Here is an 18,915-nt window from a genome sequence, read left to right as displayed (position 1 = left end):
ATAAAAAAACTAAAAATCCTAAAAGCGATAAAATTTCGTTTTTAGGATTTGCTATAAATTAAACCCAATATCTATAAAATTTAAAAATGAACGTTTTAAACAAAAAATACTTTCTAACTGTAAAAGACCATTCTGTTTCAAAAGAAATTTTTGATTTGTATTATGATGAAGAATTAGATATGCTAATTACTTCTCCACAACCCGAACTTCAAAATTTAGGAAAATACTACGAAAGCGAAGATTATATTTCGCATACAGATAACAAACGTTCATTATTTGAAAAAGCTTATCATTTTGTAAAAAATATTGCACTTCAAAACAAATTGAATTTAATTAATTGTGAACAGCCTAAAAAAGGTAAACTTCTGGATATTGGAGCTGGAACTGGAGATTTTCTTTTAACAGCAAAAAATAATGGCTGGGAAACAATTGGAGTTGAACCAAGCGAAAGAGCAAAGAATATTGCCAAACAAAAAGGAATTTTATTTGTGGAAGAAATAAGCAGTTTAGAAAATAATTCATTAGACGTGATTACAATGTGGCATGTTTTAGAACACGTGCCAAATTTAGAATTTCAGATTCAAGAATTGAAACGTTTACTAAAACCAACTGGAACATTAATTGTTGCGGTTCCAAATTACAAATCGTTTGACGCAAATCATTATCAAACTTTTTGGGCAGCTTATGATGTGCCAATTCACTTTTGGCATTTTTCAAAAAAATCAATTCAGCTGCTTTTTGAAAGAGTAGATATGAAATTAGAAAAAATACTTCCAATGAAGTTTGATTCATTTTACGTGAGTCTTTTATCAGAAAAATACAAAACAGGAAAGATGAATTACATCAAAGCATTTTTCATTGGTTTGAAATCAAATTGGAAAGCTAAAAAAACAAACGAATTTTCGTCACACATTTACGTGTTGAAAAATAAATAAGATTTTATAAAGCTATTTTGCCCTCGATGGGTGAGATGGCTTTTTTAGATTAAAAAAAATCGTAAAAAATGCGATTTTATTCTAATAGTGTCAGTTTATTGTAAATATTTTTTCAATAAATAAAAACAATATCATAAAATTTGCGCATTTTTTAAACTTTATGCTGATGCTATTGATTTTTTTATATTTTTGTCTTCAATACTTAAAAAATAGAATTAAAAAAAATGAAAAAAGCATTAGTTATTATCGCACTTTCAGTTTTCGCAGTTTCTTGTAATAAAACAGCAGAGGTAAAGGAAGTAAAAACAGCTTACGTGGATACTTCGGTTTTGATGAAAGAGTACACTGAGGCAAAAGATTTAGAGGCAAAATACAAAGCTCAAGCGGAAGAAAAAGGAAGACAATTACAAGCTGAAATTTCACGTTTTAAACAAGACGCTGCTAATTTTCAAAGTCAAGCGCAGGCTAATGGTCAAGCATGGGCACAGCAAAGAGGTGCTGAATTGCAAAAAAGAGAGCAGCAATTAGGATATGCTCAACAAGCACTAGCACAACAATTACAACAAGAAAGTGGTGTAGAAATGGATTCTCTTGTTAGTGGAGTTAAAAAATTCATCAAAGATTACGGAAAGAAAAACGGTTATTCTTACATCTACGGCACTGGAGATGCTGCAAGTATTTTGTATGCTGAAGATAAATATGATATTACAAAAGATATTATTAAAGCATTAAATGATAAATATAAAGCAGAGCCAAAAACAGATGCAAAACCAGCAGCTGAAGCTAAAGAAGGCGAAGCAAAAAAATAAAACTACCAAACTAACTAAATTACTGAAAACCTAAATCCACTAAGATTTAGGTTTTTTCTTTTTATAAAAATGCGGTAATTTTATTTTTTAATACAAGCCCAATGCAAAACGTTTCAGAAGCGGCAGCTTACACTTTACAATTCATCAATCAGACGCAAAAATCTATTTTCCTTACTGGTAAGGCAGGAACAGGAAAAACTACGCTTTTACGCGAAATTATTGCCACAACACACAAAAATACAGTGGTTGTAGCTCCAACAGGAATCGCTGCCTTGAATGCAGGTGGAGTAACAATTCACTCGATGTTTCAACTTCCTTTTTCAGCCTTTATTCCGTCTTACGAGGGGAATGCGCAATTTACAGACACGGTTAAGTTTGAAAATAAAGAATCGCTTCGCCGTCATTTTAAGATGAATAACGTCAAAAGAAATGTAATTCGAAATATGGAGCTTCTGATAATTGATGAAGTCAGTATGCTTCGCGCAGATTTATTGGATGCAGTCGATTTTATGATGCAGTCTGTGCGACGAAACAGCCAAGCTTTTGGAGGTGTTCAAGTTTTATTTATTGGAGATTTATTACAGTTACCGCCGGTTATTCGCGATGAAGAGTGGAGAACTTTGAAAAATTACTATCGAGGAAAATTCTTTTTTCATTCGCATGTGTTGCAGCTCAATCCGCCGATTTATATCGAGTTGTCTAAAATTTATCGCCAGACAGACGATACTTTTATTTCGGTTTTGAATAATCTGCGAAATAACCAGATTACACCAGAAGACGTTGCGGTTCTAAATCAATATGTTAAGCCCGATTTTGATTTCAAGGAAAACAAAGGCTACATAACGCTTACAACGCATAACGCTAAGGCAGATTCTATTAACTCACAGTCAATCAATGATTTAAATGGTAAAGAGTATATATACACGCCGTTTGTTGTGGGCGATTTTCCAGAAAAGATTTTCCCAGTCGAAGAAGAATTAAAATTGAAAGTCGGAGCACAAATCATGTTCGTTAAGAATGATTTGTCTTTCGAAAAAAGATATTTCAACGGAAAAATGGGTGTAATCAAATCACTTTCAGACGAGGAAATCTTTGTTCATTTTCCAGAAGAGAATATGACACTTGAAGTGGAAAAGTACGAATGGAAAAATATTCGGTACAAAGTCAACGAACAGACAAAAGAAATCGAAGAAGAAGTTTTGGGCACATTTGCGCATTATCCCATCAAACTTGCTTGGGCGATTACGGTTCACAAAAGTCAAGGTTTAACTTTCGACAAAGCTGCGCTCGATGTATCGCAAGTTTTTCTGCCGGGACAAGCCTATGTTGCACTTTCGCGTTTGCGTTCGTTAAACGGGCTTATTTTGCTTTCTCCGATGCAGATGAATGGCATTTCGAACGATCAAGATGTGATGGATTATGCTTTGAACAAAGCAACAGAAGAAGTTTTGAAAAACTCACTGCATTTTGAAACCAAGAATTTTATTCATAACTATTTGATAAACAGTTTTAATTGGACAGAACTCGCGCAGGAGTGGCGCAATCATCGTTTTAGTTATAACGAAAATGCAGCAGGTTCAGAAAAATCAAAGCATACCGTTTGGGCACATAAGCGTCTAGACACAATCGAACAGCTTTTAGAGCCTTCGCAGAAATTCATCATTCAGCTGAATAAAATTTTCAGCAAAGAAACGGTTGATTTATTTTTTGTGAAAGAAAGGGTAGAAGCGGCCTATGATTATTTTTTCAAACCAATGGACAAATTGGTCGATGACTTGATTTATAAAATTGCTGAAATCCAAAAATTTAAAAAAGTAAAAGAGTTTTATGAAGAGCTTCATTTTTTAGAAGATCTGCAGACAAAAGCAGTTTTGAGATTATTGAAAGCAAAACTGTTGATCGAAGTTATGGTTTCTGGCGAAGCAATCTCCAAAGAAAAGCTTTCATCTCCATTTATTAGAAATTATAAAAGCAATAAAGCCGAAAGGATTCGTGATGAGCTTAAAATAACAAATACAGACATTTTTAGAACCGAAGAACCAGTTGTTCGATACAAACCAGCTAAAGCAGATAAAAATGAGCTTAAAACGGCTAAAAAAACAACAGTAGAAGAAACGTACGATTTGTGGCTGGAGAAAAATTCTGTTGAAGATATCGCAAGAATGCGTAAATTGAATGTTCAAACTATAGAAGGGCATTTGATAAGACTTATCCAAGCGAAGAAAATTGAAATAACGGATGTTTTACCTTATGATAAAATTTTGGCTTTGCGAGAAGCGTTTGAGTTTTATCAAGAAGAATCTCTAAGCGGTTTGAAAGAAAAACATGGAGATGAATTTACCTGGGATGAACTAAAAATGTTCAAAGCCAGCATTAATTGATTTTCGAGACGTCCCACGTGAAACATCATTTTCGTTTTTCAAAATACTTATTTATAACGCATTAAATTATTTTGATATGAAAATAGTCAGATTGTTTTTAATTTATTTTATGTTTTGTGCTTTGAGCATGAGCGCACAGGATTTGAAATCTGAATACCAAAAATTTGTTTCAAAATTTATTTCAGAAGTAAAAAGCGGTAATAAAACTGCCGTTTCAAATCGGATAAAATTTCCATTAAAAAGAGATTATCCAATTCCAGCGATAAAAAATAAAACAGATTTTGTTAAAAAATACGATCAAATTTTCGACCCGATTTTAGTTGAAAAAATTAGCAAATCAGATCCTGCAAAAGATTGGTCGGAAATGGGTTGGAGAGGAATTATGCTGAATCAAGGAGATTTGTGGATTGATACTGATGGAAAAATCATCAGCATAAATTACCAGTCAGAAGCAGAGAAAAAATTAAAAAATTCGCTGATTGCTTCTCAGAAAAAAAATGTAAACAGTTCGATTTCAGATTTCAAACAACCTGTTGCGGTTTTAGAAACGTCAAAATTTCGAATCAGAATCGATGATTTAGGAAATGGCAAATATCGCTACGCTTCTTGGTCAATCAAACAAAAAATGACAGACAAGCCAGATTTAGTAATTGAAAATGGAGTTTTCTTTGCCGATGGAACAGGAGGGAATCATCATTACGAATTTAAAAAAGGTGATTTTAGATATGAATGTCATTTTATCGTTTTGGGCGAAAAAAATTCGGCGCCTGCGGCGTTAATTGTATATCAAGCCGAGAAAAAAATTCTATCACAAGATGCAAAAATTGTTTCACGATAAACATTAAAAAAGCCTAATTCATAACGAATTAGGCTTTTTAATTAGATTGCTGAAATCACTTTTTCAAGTTCTTTTTCCTGAGTAATTTGAGTCAGTTTAAGCTTCTGAATGTTGACCTCATTTTCTTTAGTTTTGATTCTCTGCTTTTGAATTTCTTCATCAGAAATTGAAGATGTTGTAATCTTGTTTTCAATTTTCTGATTAGCAAGTTCAAGTTTGCTGATTTTTTCCTTCGTCGATTTCAAATTGTTTTCAGATTTCGAAAGGTTTTTCTTTTTGCTTTCCAGTTCTTTCTGCTCCTTCTTCAGCTGTTCAATTTTGTCATCCAATCTTTTATAATTTTCTTTTAAGATTTTTTGCGTTTCAGCTTCAGCTTTTTTCAGTTCTAAATCTGGAGCATTATTGTTTTGAATTTGCTGCGCAAAAAATGACTGCGAATTAAGCAATAATAAGAATACTAGGGTTTTGAAGATTTTATTCATTTTGTTTTAAATTTTTACGGGACGAATTTATTCGAAGGAATCTTCAAAAAGTGCCAGTCAAATTTTTTAAAACAACAGAATAGGACAAAAAAAATCCCGTTCAAAAGAACAGGATTTTTAAAATTATAAGTTTTCGACCAAGATCCAGGCTTGTGGATTTTCGCCTTTTTGTATTTCTTTCTGAGCTACTTCAGCTTCTTTCATTGTAGCATAACTTCCGTATAAAACCGGAAATAAACCGTGCTTATTTTCTTTTAGCATTCTAGCTTTAAAACCATCTTTAATTAATTGATTATAAGCTTTTCTAGCATTTTGTTCGCTTCTAAAAGCACCGGCCATAATGTGGTATGGCATTGTTGGCTCAACAGTTTCAACTTTAGCAGAATCTACAGAGAGTGTAACAGCTGGAAGCGGACTTTTGATAAAAAATGTTGCTTCTTGAATTTTGTCTTGTACTTTTTTCTGAACCGATTTTTCTACCAAAAGGGTTTGGTTATCAATTTGGTTTTGGTACAATGGATAACCGATGCTTCCTGTAATTCCAAGTCCTAAAACTAGAATAGCAGCATATCTTAAGAATGAATTTGAAGATTTAGTCTGTTCTTCGTTTTCATATAACAAAACAGCGTCTTTTTCTTTTGCCGCGATCTTTTCGATTTTTTTCTCGAAAATTTCTTTTTTCACAACTGGAGAAACAAAAGGACTTAATCCGAAAGAAGTAGCCAAATAGTTAGTTTGATCGTTTGGTCTGAAAACAATATTCCCTTCAGAATTTAAACGAAGCTCTCCAATATTTTTTAAAAGAATAACACCGTTTTCATCTAAAGTTTTTTTCCAATTTAAAACCTCAAAAGCAATTGCGCTAACTGCAAAACCATAAGATGTTTTTTCAGCTTGAGCAATATGATTTGCCAGCAATCCGTCATTATTTTTGATACGGCTGTTGAAAGAAATGGTTTTTTTTGGAGGAAAAAACGAATTAGTGCTCTCATTCAGCTGAGCCGAATGAATTTCGGTTAAAAATGCACCAAATCCTGGAACCGTTACACACTGATAACGATACAATAACTGCGAGATATATACTTCGATTTTCATAGTAACAAAGTTATGCATCGCTTATAGTTATCAAAATTTTATTCACAATTTTTATTAACAATTCACAATTATTTTTAGACAATTCGTTTTCAAATATTTAGCTCAATGTTTTGGCTTAGTACAAAAAGTAAATAGATTTTAATTCTAAAATTTATTAAGAAATTACTTTGTTTTAATGATATTTGCGCCTTCTAAAAAGTAAAATTATTTTTTCTATTTTACATAATGTTTTAAAAGATGACCGATCAAGAATTGTTTTATTTATTAGCCCTGCTAAAGGTTGATGGAGTGGGTGATATAATGGGTAAAAAGCTGCTCCATTCATTTGGCAGTGCTCAAGCTATTTTTAATGCAAAAAACAATCAACTAGCAGCAGTTGACGGAATTGGAACGGTTTTATTGAAGAACTTAAAAGATAAAAGTGTTTTTGAAAAGGCTCAAAAAGAATTAGAATTCATACAAAAGAACAATATTCAGATTTCTTGCTTTAAAGATGAAAGCTATCCCGAAAGATTAAAGCATTGTGTTGATGCGCCAATTTTAATTTTTACAGCTGGGAATATTGATCTTAAAAACAAGAAAATAATCAGCATTGTCGGTACACGGCAGATTACTTCGTATGGAACTGAATTTTGTAAAAAACTGATCGAAGATTTGGCGCCCTTAGACCCTATAATCGTCAGCGGATTTGCTTATGGTGTTGATATTGTTGCACATCAAGCCGCGATGGATTATAATTTGCAGACCATTGGAGTTTTGGCTCATGGTTTAAATCAAATCTACCCCAGAACGCATAAAAAGTACATGGCAAAAATGGAGGAGAACGGCGGCTTTATAACCGAATTTTGGAGCGATTCTAATCCGGATAAAGAAAAATTTGTACGCCGAAATCGAATTGTAGCAGGAATGACCGAAGCAACAATTGTAATCGAATCTGCAGACAAGGGAGGTTCGTTAATAACGGCAAATATGGCCAATGAATATAATCGTGATGTATTTGCTGTGCCTGGAAGAGTTACAGACAAATACAGTCAAGGCTGTAATAATTTGATTAAAACTCAGAAAGCAAATGTGTTAACATCTGCCGCCGATTTGATTTATATGCTGAATTGGGATATTAAAGAAAAACAAAAAAATATACAGAAACAGCTTTTTATAGAACTAGAACCTGACGAACAGAAGATCTATGATTTTCTTCAAAAAAACGGAAAAGAATTGCTGGACATTATTGCTGTTAAATGTGATTTTCCAATTTATAAAATGTCGGGAATTTTAATAAATATGGAACTTAAAGGCTTAGTACGACCACTTCCTGGAAAACTTTTTGAGTCAATTTAACGCAGAAAATCTTATTTTTTATTTTTAAAGTGTTTGTACAATTTGTAAAGTATAAAAATCAGTAATAGCCCAAATAGGATATTTAGAATTTGAAATAAATAGGGCGGTACATCATAATCTTCGATATATTTATTCATCTTTTTATTTTTTAAAAGATTAATATAGATGAAGTTACAAAAAAATATTCAGATATTTTACAAAAAAAACGTTGACCAGTTTTGAAACTTGATCAACGTTTTAATTTATGAAATTTAAATTTTATTTTGCGAAACCAAGTACTTCGCGAACTTTTGCTAAAACACCATCGGCAACAACAGAAGCTTTTGCTGCACCTTTTTTCAATAGAGCATCTACCTCTTCAAGGTTATTGATGTAGTAATTGTAGGTTTCTCTTTCAGTTTTAAATTTCTCAGTAATCAGTTCAAACAAAGCTTGTTTGGCGTGACCGTAACCATAATTTCCGCCTAAATAATTGGCTCTCATTTGTGCAATCTGCTCTTCATTTGCTAATAAAGAATAAATAGCAAATGCATTACAAGTATCTGGATTTTTTGGATCTTCAAGCGGCGTACTGTCAGTTTCAATACTCATTACTTGTTTGCGTAATGTCTTGTCATCCAAGAAAATATTAATAATATTATTAGCAGATTTACTCATTTTTCCTCCATTTGTTCCAGGAATCAGCATTATGTCTTCTTGAATTTTTGCTTCAGGAAGAACAAAAGTTTCACCCATTTGGTGATTAAAACGAGCGGCTACATCACGAGTAATTTCTAAATGCTGCAACTGATCTTTTCCAACAGGAACAAATTCAGCATCATATAATAAAATATCTGCAGCCATTAACATTGGATACGTAAAAAGTCCAGCGTTAACATCGTCTAAACGATCAGCTTTATCTTTGAACGAATGTGCTAAAGTCAATCTTTGAAAAGGGAAAAAACAGCTTAAATACCAAGTCAATTCAGTAGTCTGCACCACATCAGATTGTCTGTAGAACGTCACTTTTTCAGGATTTAAACCACATGCAAGCCAAGCCGCAGCGGTGCTATAGGTGTTTTCTCTTAAAGTTTTTCCGTCTTTAATCTGAGTAATCGAATGTAAATCAGCGATAAACAAAAAAGATTCGTTATCCGGATTGTTTGACAATTCGATTGCTGGAATAATTGCTCCTAATAAATTTCCTAAATGCGGTGTTCCTGTACTTTGAACACCCGTAAGTATTTTTGCCATTCTAGATTTTTTCTTAACTGCAAAGTTCGTTTTTTTACTGTAAAGTGTATAATTTTTTTTAACCGAAAATTTTTTAACCACAGAGAACACAAAGTTTTTCACAGAGTTTATAGAGGATTTATTATAGGGATGTTGTTAAGTTTACTTAAGCTCACAGAGAATATCTGCTTTTAGCTAATCATTGATAACCCTTCTTATTCCATTTTTTAAAAGAACTTCATTGAAATTTATGAGTAAACCGAGTTTATATTTTCCAAGTTTTAAGTAGGTCAAAGTCTGTGCTAAATGAATTGTGGTTAGTGATTCCACACTTTTAATTTCAATTATAAATTTGTTTTCTACAAGGAGATCAACTCGATAGCCACAATCTAGTTTTACACCTTCAAAAATTAATGGCATCGCTTTTTCTTTTTCAACGATGAGTCCTCTTTGCCTAATTTTGTAAAATAAACATTCTTTATATGCATTTTCTAGTAGACCCGGTCCTAATGATTTATGAATCTCAATTGCTAACCCTATCATAATCGTTGATATTTCGTTTTCTGTCATAAATAAAAATCAACAAAATTAATAATTATTTTCTTATTTTTATTACCTATGTAATTGGAGATAAACTGTGAGGTTACAACTTACAATAGTAGTGGAAAATTAAAAATGTTTTATTAATCTTTGCGAACTTTCAAAACATGTTTTTATATCTTTTCAGTAGCTCGGAGTAACTCTGTGAAAAACTTTGTGTTCTCTGTGGTAAGAAAGAAATTTCATGAAAATCCTCTGTGGTCTTTGTGTTAATAAACATTTTGCCATGGCATTAATAATTCTTTTTGTAAAATTCGCTTCTGTTTTTCTTACTTTTGAAACTATGAAAATATTTAAAATTGCTTTTTGGGTTTTATGGCGCATTTGGTTTTACATTTTAATGGCCATTCCGATTTTGATTATGCTGCCGTTTTTACTGATTTCTATTATCTCAGAGAAAGGTTATCCCTATTTTTTTAAAATGGCTCGGATTTGGGCTAAATTCATTCTTTTCGGAATGGGTTTTTACTATACCGTAAAACGCGAACAGAAGCTCATTAAAGGCAAAAGTTATATGATTGTGGCCAATCATACCTCAATGACAGATATAATGCTTATGCTGGCCATAATTAAAAATCCGTTTGTTTTTGTTGGAAAAAAGGAGCTTGTGAAGATTCCGCTTTTCGGATTTTTCTATAAAAGGACCTGCATTTTGGTTGACAGAAGTTCGTCTAGAAGTAAAAATGAAGTTTTTAAAAGAGCTCAAAGCCGTTTAAATCAAGGTTTGAGTATTTGTATATTTCCAGAAGGCGGCGTCCCAGACGATGAAAGTATTTTGCTCGATGAATTTAAAGACGGGGCTTTCAGACTAGCAATAGATCATCAAATTCCGATTGTTCCAATAGTTTTTGCCGATAATAAAGAACGTTTTTCGTATACTTTTTTAAGCGGAAGTCCTGGCAGAATGAGAGTTAAAGTTCTTCCTTTTATAGAAACAAAAAATTTGACCATTGATCATAGAAAAGAACTTAAAGATCAAGTTCGAAATATAATTTACGATGGTTTGGTTGATTTCCAGAAGACCAAATAAATATAAAAGCCGATAGATTTCTTAAATCTATCGGCTTTTGTTTTTGAATTAAAAACCCCCCATTTTTATTCAAAAGTTATCTATGAATTATTTTTTCAGAAATAAAACGCAATACTTTTTTAAATTTCAATTTGGTTTTTCTTCGGTTTTTATTGTACAACAATTCTATTTTTTCTTTCATGGTTAAAAATATTAATGGTTGATAATAAAGAGTTTAAATTAATAACTCAAGTTAATGTCACATTATTATAGATAGAGAAAAATAAAAATGGTTGCGTCAAAATTGGAAAAAAAAGTAAAAAAAATTTGATAAAACCCGTCAGTATGAATTACTAACGGGTTTTAATTCAAATAACCAACCAATTTAAATTCTAAAAAAGCCTCAAATTGATATATGGCTTACCAATTTGGAAACCCTGCTTTTTTTAATAGATGCACTTTTGTCGAAAAGGTTGCGTCAAGTTTTTATTTTTATTTGAATAAAAAAATCCTGACAGATTTTATAGTCTATCAGGATTTAGATTAGTCATTTTTTGACTTATATGAGATTAAGCATTTGCTAATTCTTTAATATGTTCTTTAATTTTAACTTCAAGTTCGTCAGCAAGTTCTGGATTATCTTTAATTAAAGTTTTAACAGCATCACGACCTTGTCCTAATTTTGTATCGCCGTAGCTGAACCAAGATCCTGCCTTTTTAACGATGTCAAATTCTACAGCTAAATCTAAAATTTCTCCTGTTTTTGAAACTCCTTCTCCATACATAATGTCAAATTCGGCAGTTTTAAAAGGCGGGGCAACTTTATTTTTAACAATTTTAACTTTAGTTCTGTTTCCAATTACATTTTCACCGTCTTTGATTTGTGCAGAACGACGAATGTCTAGACGCACAGAAGCGTAAAATTTAAGTGCATTACCCCCAGTTGTAGTTTCTGGATTTCCGAACATTACACCAATTTTTTCACGAAGCTGGTTGATAAAGAAAACAGTACAATTTGTTTTGCTGATAGTTCCAGTAAGTTTTCTCAAAGCCTGAGACATTAAACGAGCATGAAGACCCATTTTCGAATCTCCCATTTCACCTTCGATTTCGCTTTTTGGAGTCAACGCTGCAACCGAGTCAATTACGACAATATCAATTGCTCCAGAACGAATTAGATTCTCTGCAATTTCTAAAGCTTGCTCACCATTGTCCGGCTGAGAAATAATTAAATTCTCGATATCAACATTTAGTTTTTCTGCATAGTTTCTATCAAAAGCATGTTCCGCATCGATAAAAGCAGCAATACCTCCAGCTTTTTGAGCTTCTGCAATAGCATGAAGCGTCAAAGTAGTTTTACCAGAAGATTCTGGTCCGTATATTTCAATAATTCTTCCTTTAGGATAACCATTCACTCCAAGAGCTAAATCAACGCCAAGTGAACCAGAAGAAATCGTTTCTACCTCCACAATGGCTCTGTCGCCCATTTTCATTACGGTTCCTTTTCCGTAGGTTTTGTCAAGTTTGTCAAGCGTTAATTGTAACGCTTTTAATTTGGCTTCTTTGTCTGAACTCATCTTTTTATTAAGTGTCTAATTGTTATTTTCTTTCAAACAAAAATCAAAAAGAGCAAATAACTTCCTGGTTTTTATTTGTGACTTGTAATTTGGTAAAATTAGTTCTTTTTTTTGAAGTTAATTGTCCCAAATTGTATCAAATTTGCACAAATTGTACTATAAAAATAAAGCCTTTAATTCTGTTGCATCAGATGGTTTTATCTTTCCGGCAAGTAGTAAACTCAGCTGTTTACGACGAAGTGCTGCGTCAAAACGTTGTATTTCAAGATCGGTTTCAGGTACAATCGCTGGTACTTCAACTGGTCGTCCAGTGTCGTCTACGGCAACAAAAGTATAAATTGCTTCATTTGCTTTTGTTCTGTTTCCAGATTCGCGGTCTTCTACCCACACATCAATAAAAACTTCCATAGAACTTTTGAATGATCTTGAAACTTTTGCTTCTACCGTTACAACGCTTCCAAGCGAAATAGCTCTGTTAAAAGCAACGTGATTTACAGAAGCCGTAACTACAATTCTACGTGAATGTCTGCGGGCAGCAATACTTGCAGCGCGATCCATTCGGGCTAATAACTCGCCGCCAAAAAGATTGTTTAAAGGATTAGTTTCGCTCGGTAAAACTAAATCAGTTAAAATAGTTAGAGATTCTGAAGGATGTTTTGGATTCATTTTTTTAATAATAAAATTTTGTTTGGATGCCCAATAATTGGACTTTTTTTAGCACAGATTACACAGATTAAAATCTGCTAGAATTTGTGAAATCTATGGCTAACTTTTAAAATATTTACGGTTGTTAATTCAACCAATAAACTGCCATTACAGCCGGTATAAAATATATGACAATGGTTCTCGCGCCATCGTAATCTTTTGCTAGTCTTTGTCCGAAAAGCATCATTAAGAGACAAATACATGAAAATATAGCTCCATAAAAACCAAATTCTCTTCCGTTATTTGTTAGCAATTGAATACCGCCGACAACACATAAGATTCCCGAAATTAATTCTAATATCAGTAAGTGTAAAAGAGCAAGCGGTACTTGATTTTTTAGTGGTGTTTTGGCAAAATGTTCTTTAAGCCAAGTTACATTATCATTCCAATAAAAAATTTTTTCGTAGCCTGATTGTAAAAAAGTTAAGGCTAAAAATGCCAAAAGCAGGATTGAAGCAACATTGTTCATTTGAAATCTATTTTTTATGAATTAAACGAGTCAGTTTGATAGACAAATCAGTTAGAATTATTTTTGCATTTCCGTTTCTTTCAATATGGTACATTGCATCTGAAAGTTCTTTAAAAATTTCGTGAATGTTGTTTCCATTTACAAAAGGCGCAAAATTTTCGAGTTTAAATTTATCAACTTTTGGTTCTATGTAAACTAAACTCGGCGCTTGATAATTTAACATCAGAGCTTGTCGGAACATTTCGATACAATACTGTATGAATTTTTTCTGGCTTTCGCGTCCAAGCGCAGCGATTTGCTCGCTCCAGGAAATTAAATCCTGAATGGCTGCTGCATTTCCTTTTGCTCTAAAAGCTGCTCGAACCCAATTTACAAACCATTGTTCAAACGGAAATTCGTCATCATCTTCTTTTAATAAATGCAGTGCTTTGCTAAAATTACCCTGCGCTTGATGCGCAATTTTTTTAGCTAAATTCGGATCTATATTTTCTTGTGCAACCAAAGCTTCGGCGATAACTTTTTCCGGAAGTCCGTTAAAGTGAATTACTTGGCAGCGCGAACGGATAGTTTGAATAATATCTTCTTCATTCTCAGAAATCAGAATAAACATAGTTTTATCTGAAGGTTCTTCTAAAAGTTTCAAAAGTTTATTAGAAGCGGCGATATTCATTTTATCGGCCATCCAGATAATCATGATTTTATAACCGCCTTCATAAGATTTCAAAGCAAGTGATTTTAACACTTCCTGAGCATCTTCAACACGAATCTCTCCCTGTTTGTTTTGTACACCAAGAATTTTATACCAATCAAACAAACCACCGTAAGGCATTTCTTGAATGAAACTTCGCCAGTCTTGTATAAAATCTAAACTTTTGGGTTTGGTTTTTACATCTTCGGTAGTAACGGTTGGATAAATAAAATGCAGATCTGGATGTGAAATGTTTTCAAACTTAAGATTACAAGAATCGTTTCCGTTTGAATTTTCGTCACCTGTATTACTGCATAAAATGTACTGGGCATAAGCAATGGCAGTGATTAATGTGCCGCTTCCTTCTGGACCAACGAATAATTGTGCATGCGGGATTCTACCAGAAGCAGCACTTTTTATCAAGTGGCTTTTGATGTAATCTTGACCTAAAATTTGAGAAAATTGCATGGAGCAAAGATAAAAGAAAATGATGTAGTCAAAAATTTTACAGATAAGATTATTTCGTAGTTATAATTTTGAAATTACAAACTCATTTTTCGATTTTTTTCGGATGACTTTCGACATAATTTTGTTAATAAATGTCTCAACCTGAGCAGATATCAAGATTTTTTTGTTAATATTTTTTTTCAAAAAACGCGAAACGTAAGTATTTTTTTATTATTTAAAAGAAAGAATTCGTTTTTTTTATAGCGATTATCCTACGGTTTCGATTTTAACAAATTTAACAAAAAGCACGTTAAAACGCACATTTTCTCGACATAACACTGGTTTTTAAGGTTTTTTTAAGGTTTTTTTTTGAAAAAAAAAATCATTAGAGTTGTAATTTAAGTTAATTTATATATTTTTGTTTTTATCAACAACCAATTATAAATAAGAATCTATGAAAGGGAAAATTACTCTGTTAAGTGCACTTTTTATCTTAACTACTGCAGCCGTTTCGGCACAGGCAAAAAACGCACCAAGAAGTATTATTAGTACAACAGCTCTTATTCGTAAATACCATGATCAAAAAGAATTGAGCGGTATGCAAAAAGGAGAACTTTTGGAATTATACATTGAGCGTATCAAGGTTCTTGTAAAAACCCTTCCTTACATTGCTTTGGTTACAAAACCTGGAGTTACTATGGCCGATCTTGGTATTCCAGACGATAACGAACACAAAAAAGTTTTAGATGCTCAGGCAGTTGGTACATCAACATTTTTGGATACTACAGTAGAATTCCAAAGAAAAATGATGCCTTACTCTGATAAAGGAAATCTAATTGCTGCAATCTTGTTCTACGAAAGTACATTGAAATCATTACACGAGTTCAACGATTTGAACGAAATGTAATAAAGATATTTTTTTTTAAAACCTTTTTCGAAATGTTTACGTAGATGGATGAAATCTATTTGAACATTCTTGAGAAACAAAATAAAAAAAAACTCATTCTCGAGGGTTCTGATAATTTCGGAAAACTCGAGAGGAGTTTTTTCATTTACGCATACCCAAATTTATTATTAACCGTAATACCCCCCTTATCATGAAAAAAATTACTCAATTAATCTGCGTTCTTTTGACAGTTACGAGTATGAGTGCTCAACAAGAGAAAGGAATTATGGGCTACAACAATTGGTTAAACAATTGGACTGAATTTAAGCCTAACAAAGTGGACTATGGAGAAGCAAACCAAATTTTAGCAGGAAATATTTCTGTTAATACTAAATTGCTGAAAAGAAATATCTACGTTTTGCAAGGAAACGTATATGTTACAAACAATGCTGTTTTAACTATTGAACCAGGAACTTTAATTATTGGTGATTTCGAAACAAAAGGAACATTGGTAGTTACAAAAGGTGCACAAATTGTTGCAGACGGTTTAGAAACAGATCCAATTGTATTTACTTCAAACCGCAGCATGAAAAAAGCTGGAGACTGGGGTGGACTTGTAATTCTTGGTGATGCTCCAATTAATAAATTTGGAAATGTAGGTTCTTACAACCTTGATCTTGACCCAACTCTTACTACTTACGGTGGAGACAACGTAGCTTCAAACTCTGGAATTTTAAGATTTGTTAGAATCGAGTTTGCTGGTAAAAAAGTAAAAGGTTTAGATACATTTAACGGTTTAACTATTGCAGGTGTTGGTAACAAAACGATTATTGACAATGTAATGGTAAGCTACTCTGGAGGTGATTCATTTGCTTTCTTCGGTGGTGATGTTAATGCTTCTAAATTAGTTTCTTATAAATCTATCAACGACGACTTTAAATTTACACAAGGTGTACAATGTCGTTTATTCAACTCTTTAGCAGTTAGATCTTCTTACTTATCAAGTAACAAAGACGGATCTCGTTGTATGGAGGTGAAATCTTATGAGAAAAAGAACGAAACAGACTTTACAAAAAAACAAACTCTCGTAGCTGCTACAAATATTACTATGCTTAATGACAGTGAAAATATCAAAGCTGATATTCAAGCAGGGTTAGTAAAAGAATGTGTATATGTTGCAGAAGCTGCTTCTCTTGAATTAAAGCGTAGTGTAATCTCTGGTTTCAATCCTGCTGTTTTATTAGACAGTAAAATTGAAATCAACGATGCTAATCTTAAAAAAATCAAATTTGAAGAAATGTACTTCAACTTATGTAACGGAAACATCTTTACAGAGTACAATTCTAATAATGAAGATTTAGAGAGCTGGTATGGAAATAGCGTGTTTTTTAACGTTTATTCTCAAAGCAGTAACAATGAAACATTCATTGATATCGCAAACCCTAAAAAACCAGATTTCAGATTACAACTAGGAAAAATCACGGCTTCAAGCGGCAATAGATAAATAGATTTCGATTTTTATTTCCACGCGTAAATTTTATTAATAAAGTCCCCAGACACAATTTATGTATCGTCTCTAACGGACCCAAATAAAGATCAAAACATAATGGTATCTACGAAAAAATATTTTTTATATATAATATTTTTGGTTTCGCCTATTTCGTTAACTCTATATGCACAGAATACAGCAGAAAAACCTACAAAGGCTGCTGGTTCTGAGTGCACATTAACTTTAGGTAATGTTAACCAAAACAGTACTAATGCTGTAATAGAAAACAGCAATTCAGATAAATTTAATCAGTTTATAGTAGGGATGTCCAACCCCAAGGACAGCCTTACTATAGCAGCTGAACCAAATACAGTATCTGACGAATGTCAAGAAAAATCATCAATTACTGCAACTTCAATTCTTGCAAAAGATATAATTGAAAACTACAAGTATGATTTTTCAGAAACATTCATTGATATTTTGTTTTTTGAGCGTATAGACTTAGCAAGAACACGCACTATATGATTCAAAAAATTACTTTATCTTTTACTAAATTTTTACTTTTATTTAGCATTTTGTTCTTTGCTAAATCGAATTCTTATGCGCAAACTATAGTGCCTCAAACATTTGATGGTTTAGAAAAGCTTTGTGCTGGAAATTCGTTTAATGAATTTTATGCTAGTTTCAGTTATATAGATTTTCCCGCAGGTACTACTTTTGTAGTTGAGCTTTCAGACGCTGCGGGAAATTTTACTTCTCCTATTGCTACGACACTGCTACAGACAATCGATGTTTCTGCTACTCAAAAAACAATTAAATACGCAGTGCCAACAGATTTAGTTGGTTCTGACATCTACAGTTTAAGAGTGAAAAGTTCAACTGGAGTTACTAGTACGAGATTTAAAAATTCTTTGGGAAATACTTCTTTTCCTGCTTATTTTAAACAATTCGAAGGTCCTTTCTTTATTAATAACAAAAGTGATGTTGCTATGATTTGTTCTGGCGGTAATTTAACACTTTCTATTAGTTCAGAATCACCTTCTCCTGCCAGTATCGCTAATATCAAATACAAATGGTATAAAGACGATGTTCTAATAGCAGGACAAAGTTCTAAAGAGATAGTTGTAAACAGTACAGGAAAATATTATGCAGAGATTGATTACGGACAATGTTCTGATGTAAACTTTAGTTCTAATCGTGTCAATGTCACTTCTTCAAGCAGCGGTTCTGCTGTTACTATCGATTCAAGCTTAGGTAACCCATTTTGTGCCAGCGGTACAGGAACGGTTTTAACAGCAACTTCAGGAAATAGTTATGTTTGGAAAAAAGACGGAGTAGTTATAGCAGGTGCAACAAATCGTACGTATTCAACAAATGAATCTGGAGTTTATACTGTCGAAGTAGATTTTGGAGGATGTAAAGCTACAGGAAGTATTAATCTTCAAAGCAACGGATTTGAAGCAAGCATAGATGCTCAAGATGGATATAAACTAAGTGAAGGTGAAACATTAACGGTTAATGTTACAACAGATGCTACAAATGCTACTTTCGAATGGTACTTAAACAACAATTTAATTGCTGGAGAAACAGGAAGTTCATATGTGATATCCGTAAAAGGTAATTACAAAGTAAAAATTTCTCAAGCCTCTGGTTGTATTGCAAACAGAGAGTTTTCATTTAAAATTAATGGTGATTCCGGACCGTCAACAGTTATTCCAAATATCATAAAGTTGAGCGGGATGAATCCGTATTGGAATATTCCAGATGAATATAAGAATGCTTCTACCAGTGTAATTATTATTAGTTCAAACGGAGATAAGGTTCTCGATGTAGTGAATTATCAAGGCGATTGGCCTCAAAACAATATAGATTTTAAAAATGTAAATCCCGTTTATTACTATGTCATTAAAGGCGACACAGGTGAAAAAAAAGGATCAATAACTGTGATAAAATAA

The 18,915-nt window shown here is 32.7% G+C and carries 18 protein-coding genes; 10 read left to right on the top strand and 8 right to left on the bottom strand.

From position 1 onward, the window contains the following. The first annotated feature begins 86 nt into the window (after positions 1-86). From QE431_RS21825 to QE431_RS21810, 4 genes are all read left to right on the top strand, one after another. On the top strand, positions 87-935 hold the full coding sequence (locus tag QE431_RS21825; RefSeq protein ID WP_307300249.1) for a bifunctional 2-polyprenyl-6-hydroxyphenol methylase/3-demethylubiquinol 3-O-methyltransferase UbiG: 849 nt from the start codon (positions 87-89) through the stop codon (positions 933-935). Between the two features lie 224 nt (positions 936-1,159). Then, positions 1,160-1,744, top strand: a complete 585-nt coding sequence (locus tag QE431_RS21820) for an OmpH family outer membrane protein (RefSeq protein WP_057115446.1) — start codon at positions 1,160-1,162, stop codon at positions 1,742-1,744. 101 nt (positions 1,745-1,845) lie between these two features. After that, the gene (locus tag QE431_RS21815; protein WP_307300246.1) at positions 1,846-4,125 is read left to right on the top strand and encodes a helix-turn-helix domain-containing protein; all 2,280 of its coding nucleotides are present in this window, start codon (positions 1,846-1,848) and stop codon (positions 4,123-4,125) included. Positions 4,126-4,201: 76 nt separating this feature from the next. Continuing rightward, positions 4,202-4,963, top strand: coding sequence for a hypothetical protein (locus QE431_RS21810; RefSeq protein ID WP_307300243.1), 762 nt, complete (start codon positions 4,202-4,204; stop codon positions 4,961-4,963). Between the two features lie 41 nt (positions 4,964-5,004). Here QE431_RS21810 and QE431_RS21805 read toward each other — a convergent pair whose 3' ends face one another. Together QE431_RS21805 and QE431_RS21800 are read right to left on the bottom strand one after the other, a co-directional pair. Continuing rightward, entirely contained in the window at positions 5,005-5,445 is a 441-nt protein-coding gene (locus QE431_RS21805) for a hypothetical protein (RefSeq protein WP_057115443.1), read from the bottom strand. Positions 5,446-5,568: 123 nt separating this feature from the next. Then, complete coding sequence (locus QE431_RS21800; protein ID WP_057115442.1) at positions 5,569-6,540, bottom strand: SPOR domain-containing protein; 972 nt, start codon at positions 6,538-6,540, stop codon at positions 5,569-5,571. A gap of 237 nt (positions 6,541-6,777) precedes the next feature. On the opposite strand from QE431_RS21800, the gene dprA reads away from it, so the two are divergent. Then, the gene (gene dprA, locus QE431_RS21795) at positions 6,778-7,878 is read left to right on the top strand and encodes a DNA-processing protein DprA (RefSeq protein WP_307300238.1); all 1,101 of its coding nucleotides are present in this window, start codon (positions 6,778-6,780) and stop codon (positions 7,876-7,878) included. 258 nt (positions 7,879-8,136) lie between these two features. On the opposite strand, the gene trpS is transcribed toward dprA, so the two are convergent. Together trpS and QE431_RS21785 are read right to left on the bottom strand one after the other, a co-directional pair. Continuing rightward, positions 8,137-9,111, bottom strand: a complete 975-nt coding sequence (gene trpS / locus QE431_RS21790) for a tryptophan--tRNA ligase (protein WP_307300236.1) — start codon at positions 9,109-9,111, stop codon at positions 8,137-8,139. Between the two features lie 174 nt (positions 9,112-9,285). Continuing rightward, on the bottom strand, positions 9,286-9,660 hold the full coding sequence (locus QE431_RS21785) for a GxxExxY protein (RefSeq protein ID WP_307300233.1): 375 nt from the start codon (positions 9,658-9,660) through the stop codon (positions 9,286-9,288). 313 nt (positions 9,661-9,973) lie between these two features. Between QE431_RS21785 and QE431_RS21780 the strand changes: the two genes are divergently transcribed. Further along, entirely contained in the window at positions 9,974-10,720 is a 747-nt protein-coding gene (locus QE431_RS21780; RefSeq protein WP_307300593.1) for a 1-acyl-sn-glycerol-3-phosphate acyltransferase, read from the top strand. Positions 10,721-11,268: 548 nt separating this feature from the next. Here the strand turns inward: QE431_RS21780 and recA are convergent. From recA to QE431_RS21760, 4 genes are all read right to left on the bottom strand, one after another. Then, on the bottom strand, positions 11,269-12,276 hold the full coding sequence (gene recA / locus QE431_RS21775; RefSeq protein WP_057115437.1) for a recombinase RecA: 1,008 nt from the start codon (positions 12,274-12,276) through the stop codon (positions 11,269-11,271). A gap of 156 nt (positions 12,277-12,432) precedes the next feature. Next, a complete protein-coding gene (locus QE431_RS21770; RefSeq protein ID WP_134138772.1) occupies positions 12,433-12,942 on the bottom strand; it encodes an acyl-CoA thioesterase in 510 nt (169 codons plus the stop codon). Between the two features lie 124 nt (positions 12,943-13,066). Then, complete coding sequence (locus QE431_RS21765) at positions 13,067-13,450, bottom strand: hypothetical protein (protein WP_057115435.1); 384 nt, start codon at positions 13,448-13,450, stop codon at positions 13,067-13,069. Positions 13,451-13,457: 7 nt separating this feature from the next. Beyond that, the gene (locus QE431_RS21760) at positions 13,458-14,606 is read right to left on the bottom strand and encodes an ATP-binding protein (RefSeq protein ID WP_307300231.1); all 1,149 of its coding nucleotides are present in this window, start codon (positions 14,604-14,606) and stop codon (positions 13,458-13,460) included. 433 nt (positions 14,607-15,039) lie between these two features. On the opposite strand from QE431_RS21760, the gene QE431_RS21755 reads away from it, so the two are divergent. From QE431_RS21755 to sprC, 4 genes are all read left to right on the top strand, one after another. Further along, the gene (locus tag QE431_RS21755; RefSeq protein ID WP_057115433.1) at positions 15,040-15,492 is read left to right on the top strand and encodes a hypothetical protein; all 453 of its coding nucleotides are present in this window, start codon (positions 15,040-15,042) and stop codon (positions 15,490-15,492) included. A 190-nt stretch (positions 15,493-15,682) separates the two neighbouring features. Further along, positions 15,683-16,975 (top strand): hypothetical protein, encoded by a 1,293-nt coding sequence (locus tag QE431_RS21750; RefSeq protein WP_057115432.1) that lies wholly within the window; start codon positions 15,683-15,685, stop codon positions 16,973-16,975. 102 nt (positions 16,976-17,077) lie between these two features. After that, the gene (locus QE431_RS21745) at positions 17,078-17,485 is read left to right on the top strand and encodes a hypothetical protein (RefSeq protein WP_307300229.1); all 408 of its coding nucleotides are present in this window, start codon (positions 17,078-17,080) and stop codon (positions 17,483-17,485) included. Then, positions 17,482-18,915: a gliding motility protein SprC gene (gene sprC, locus QE431_RS21740; protein WP_281866988.1), complete on the top strand. Its 1,434-nt coding sequence runs from the start codon at positions 17,482-17,484 to the stop codon at positions 18,913-18,915. Before QE431_RS21745 ends, sprC begins: the two co-directional genes overlap by 4 nt.

This window comes from Flavobacterium sp. SORGH_AS_0622 (assembly GCF_030818825.1).
Lineage (GTDB): Bacteria > Bacteroidota > Bacteroidia > Flavobacteriales > Flavobacteriaceae > Flavobacterium.
Note: the sequence above shows the minus strand (reverse complement) of the source record. Positions and strands in the feature narration are given on the sequence as shown.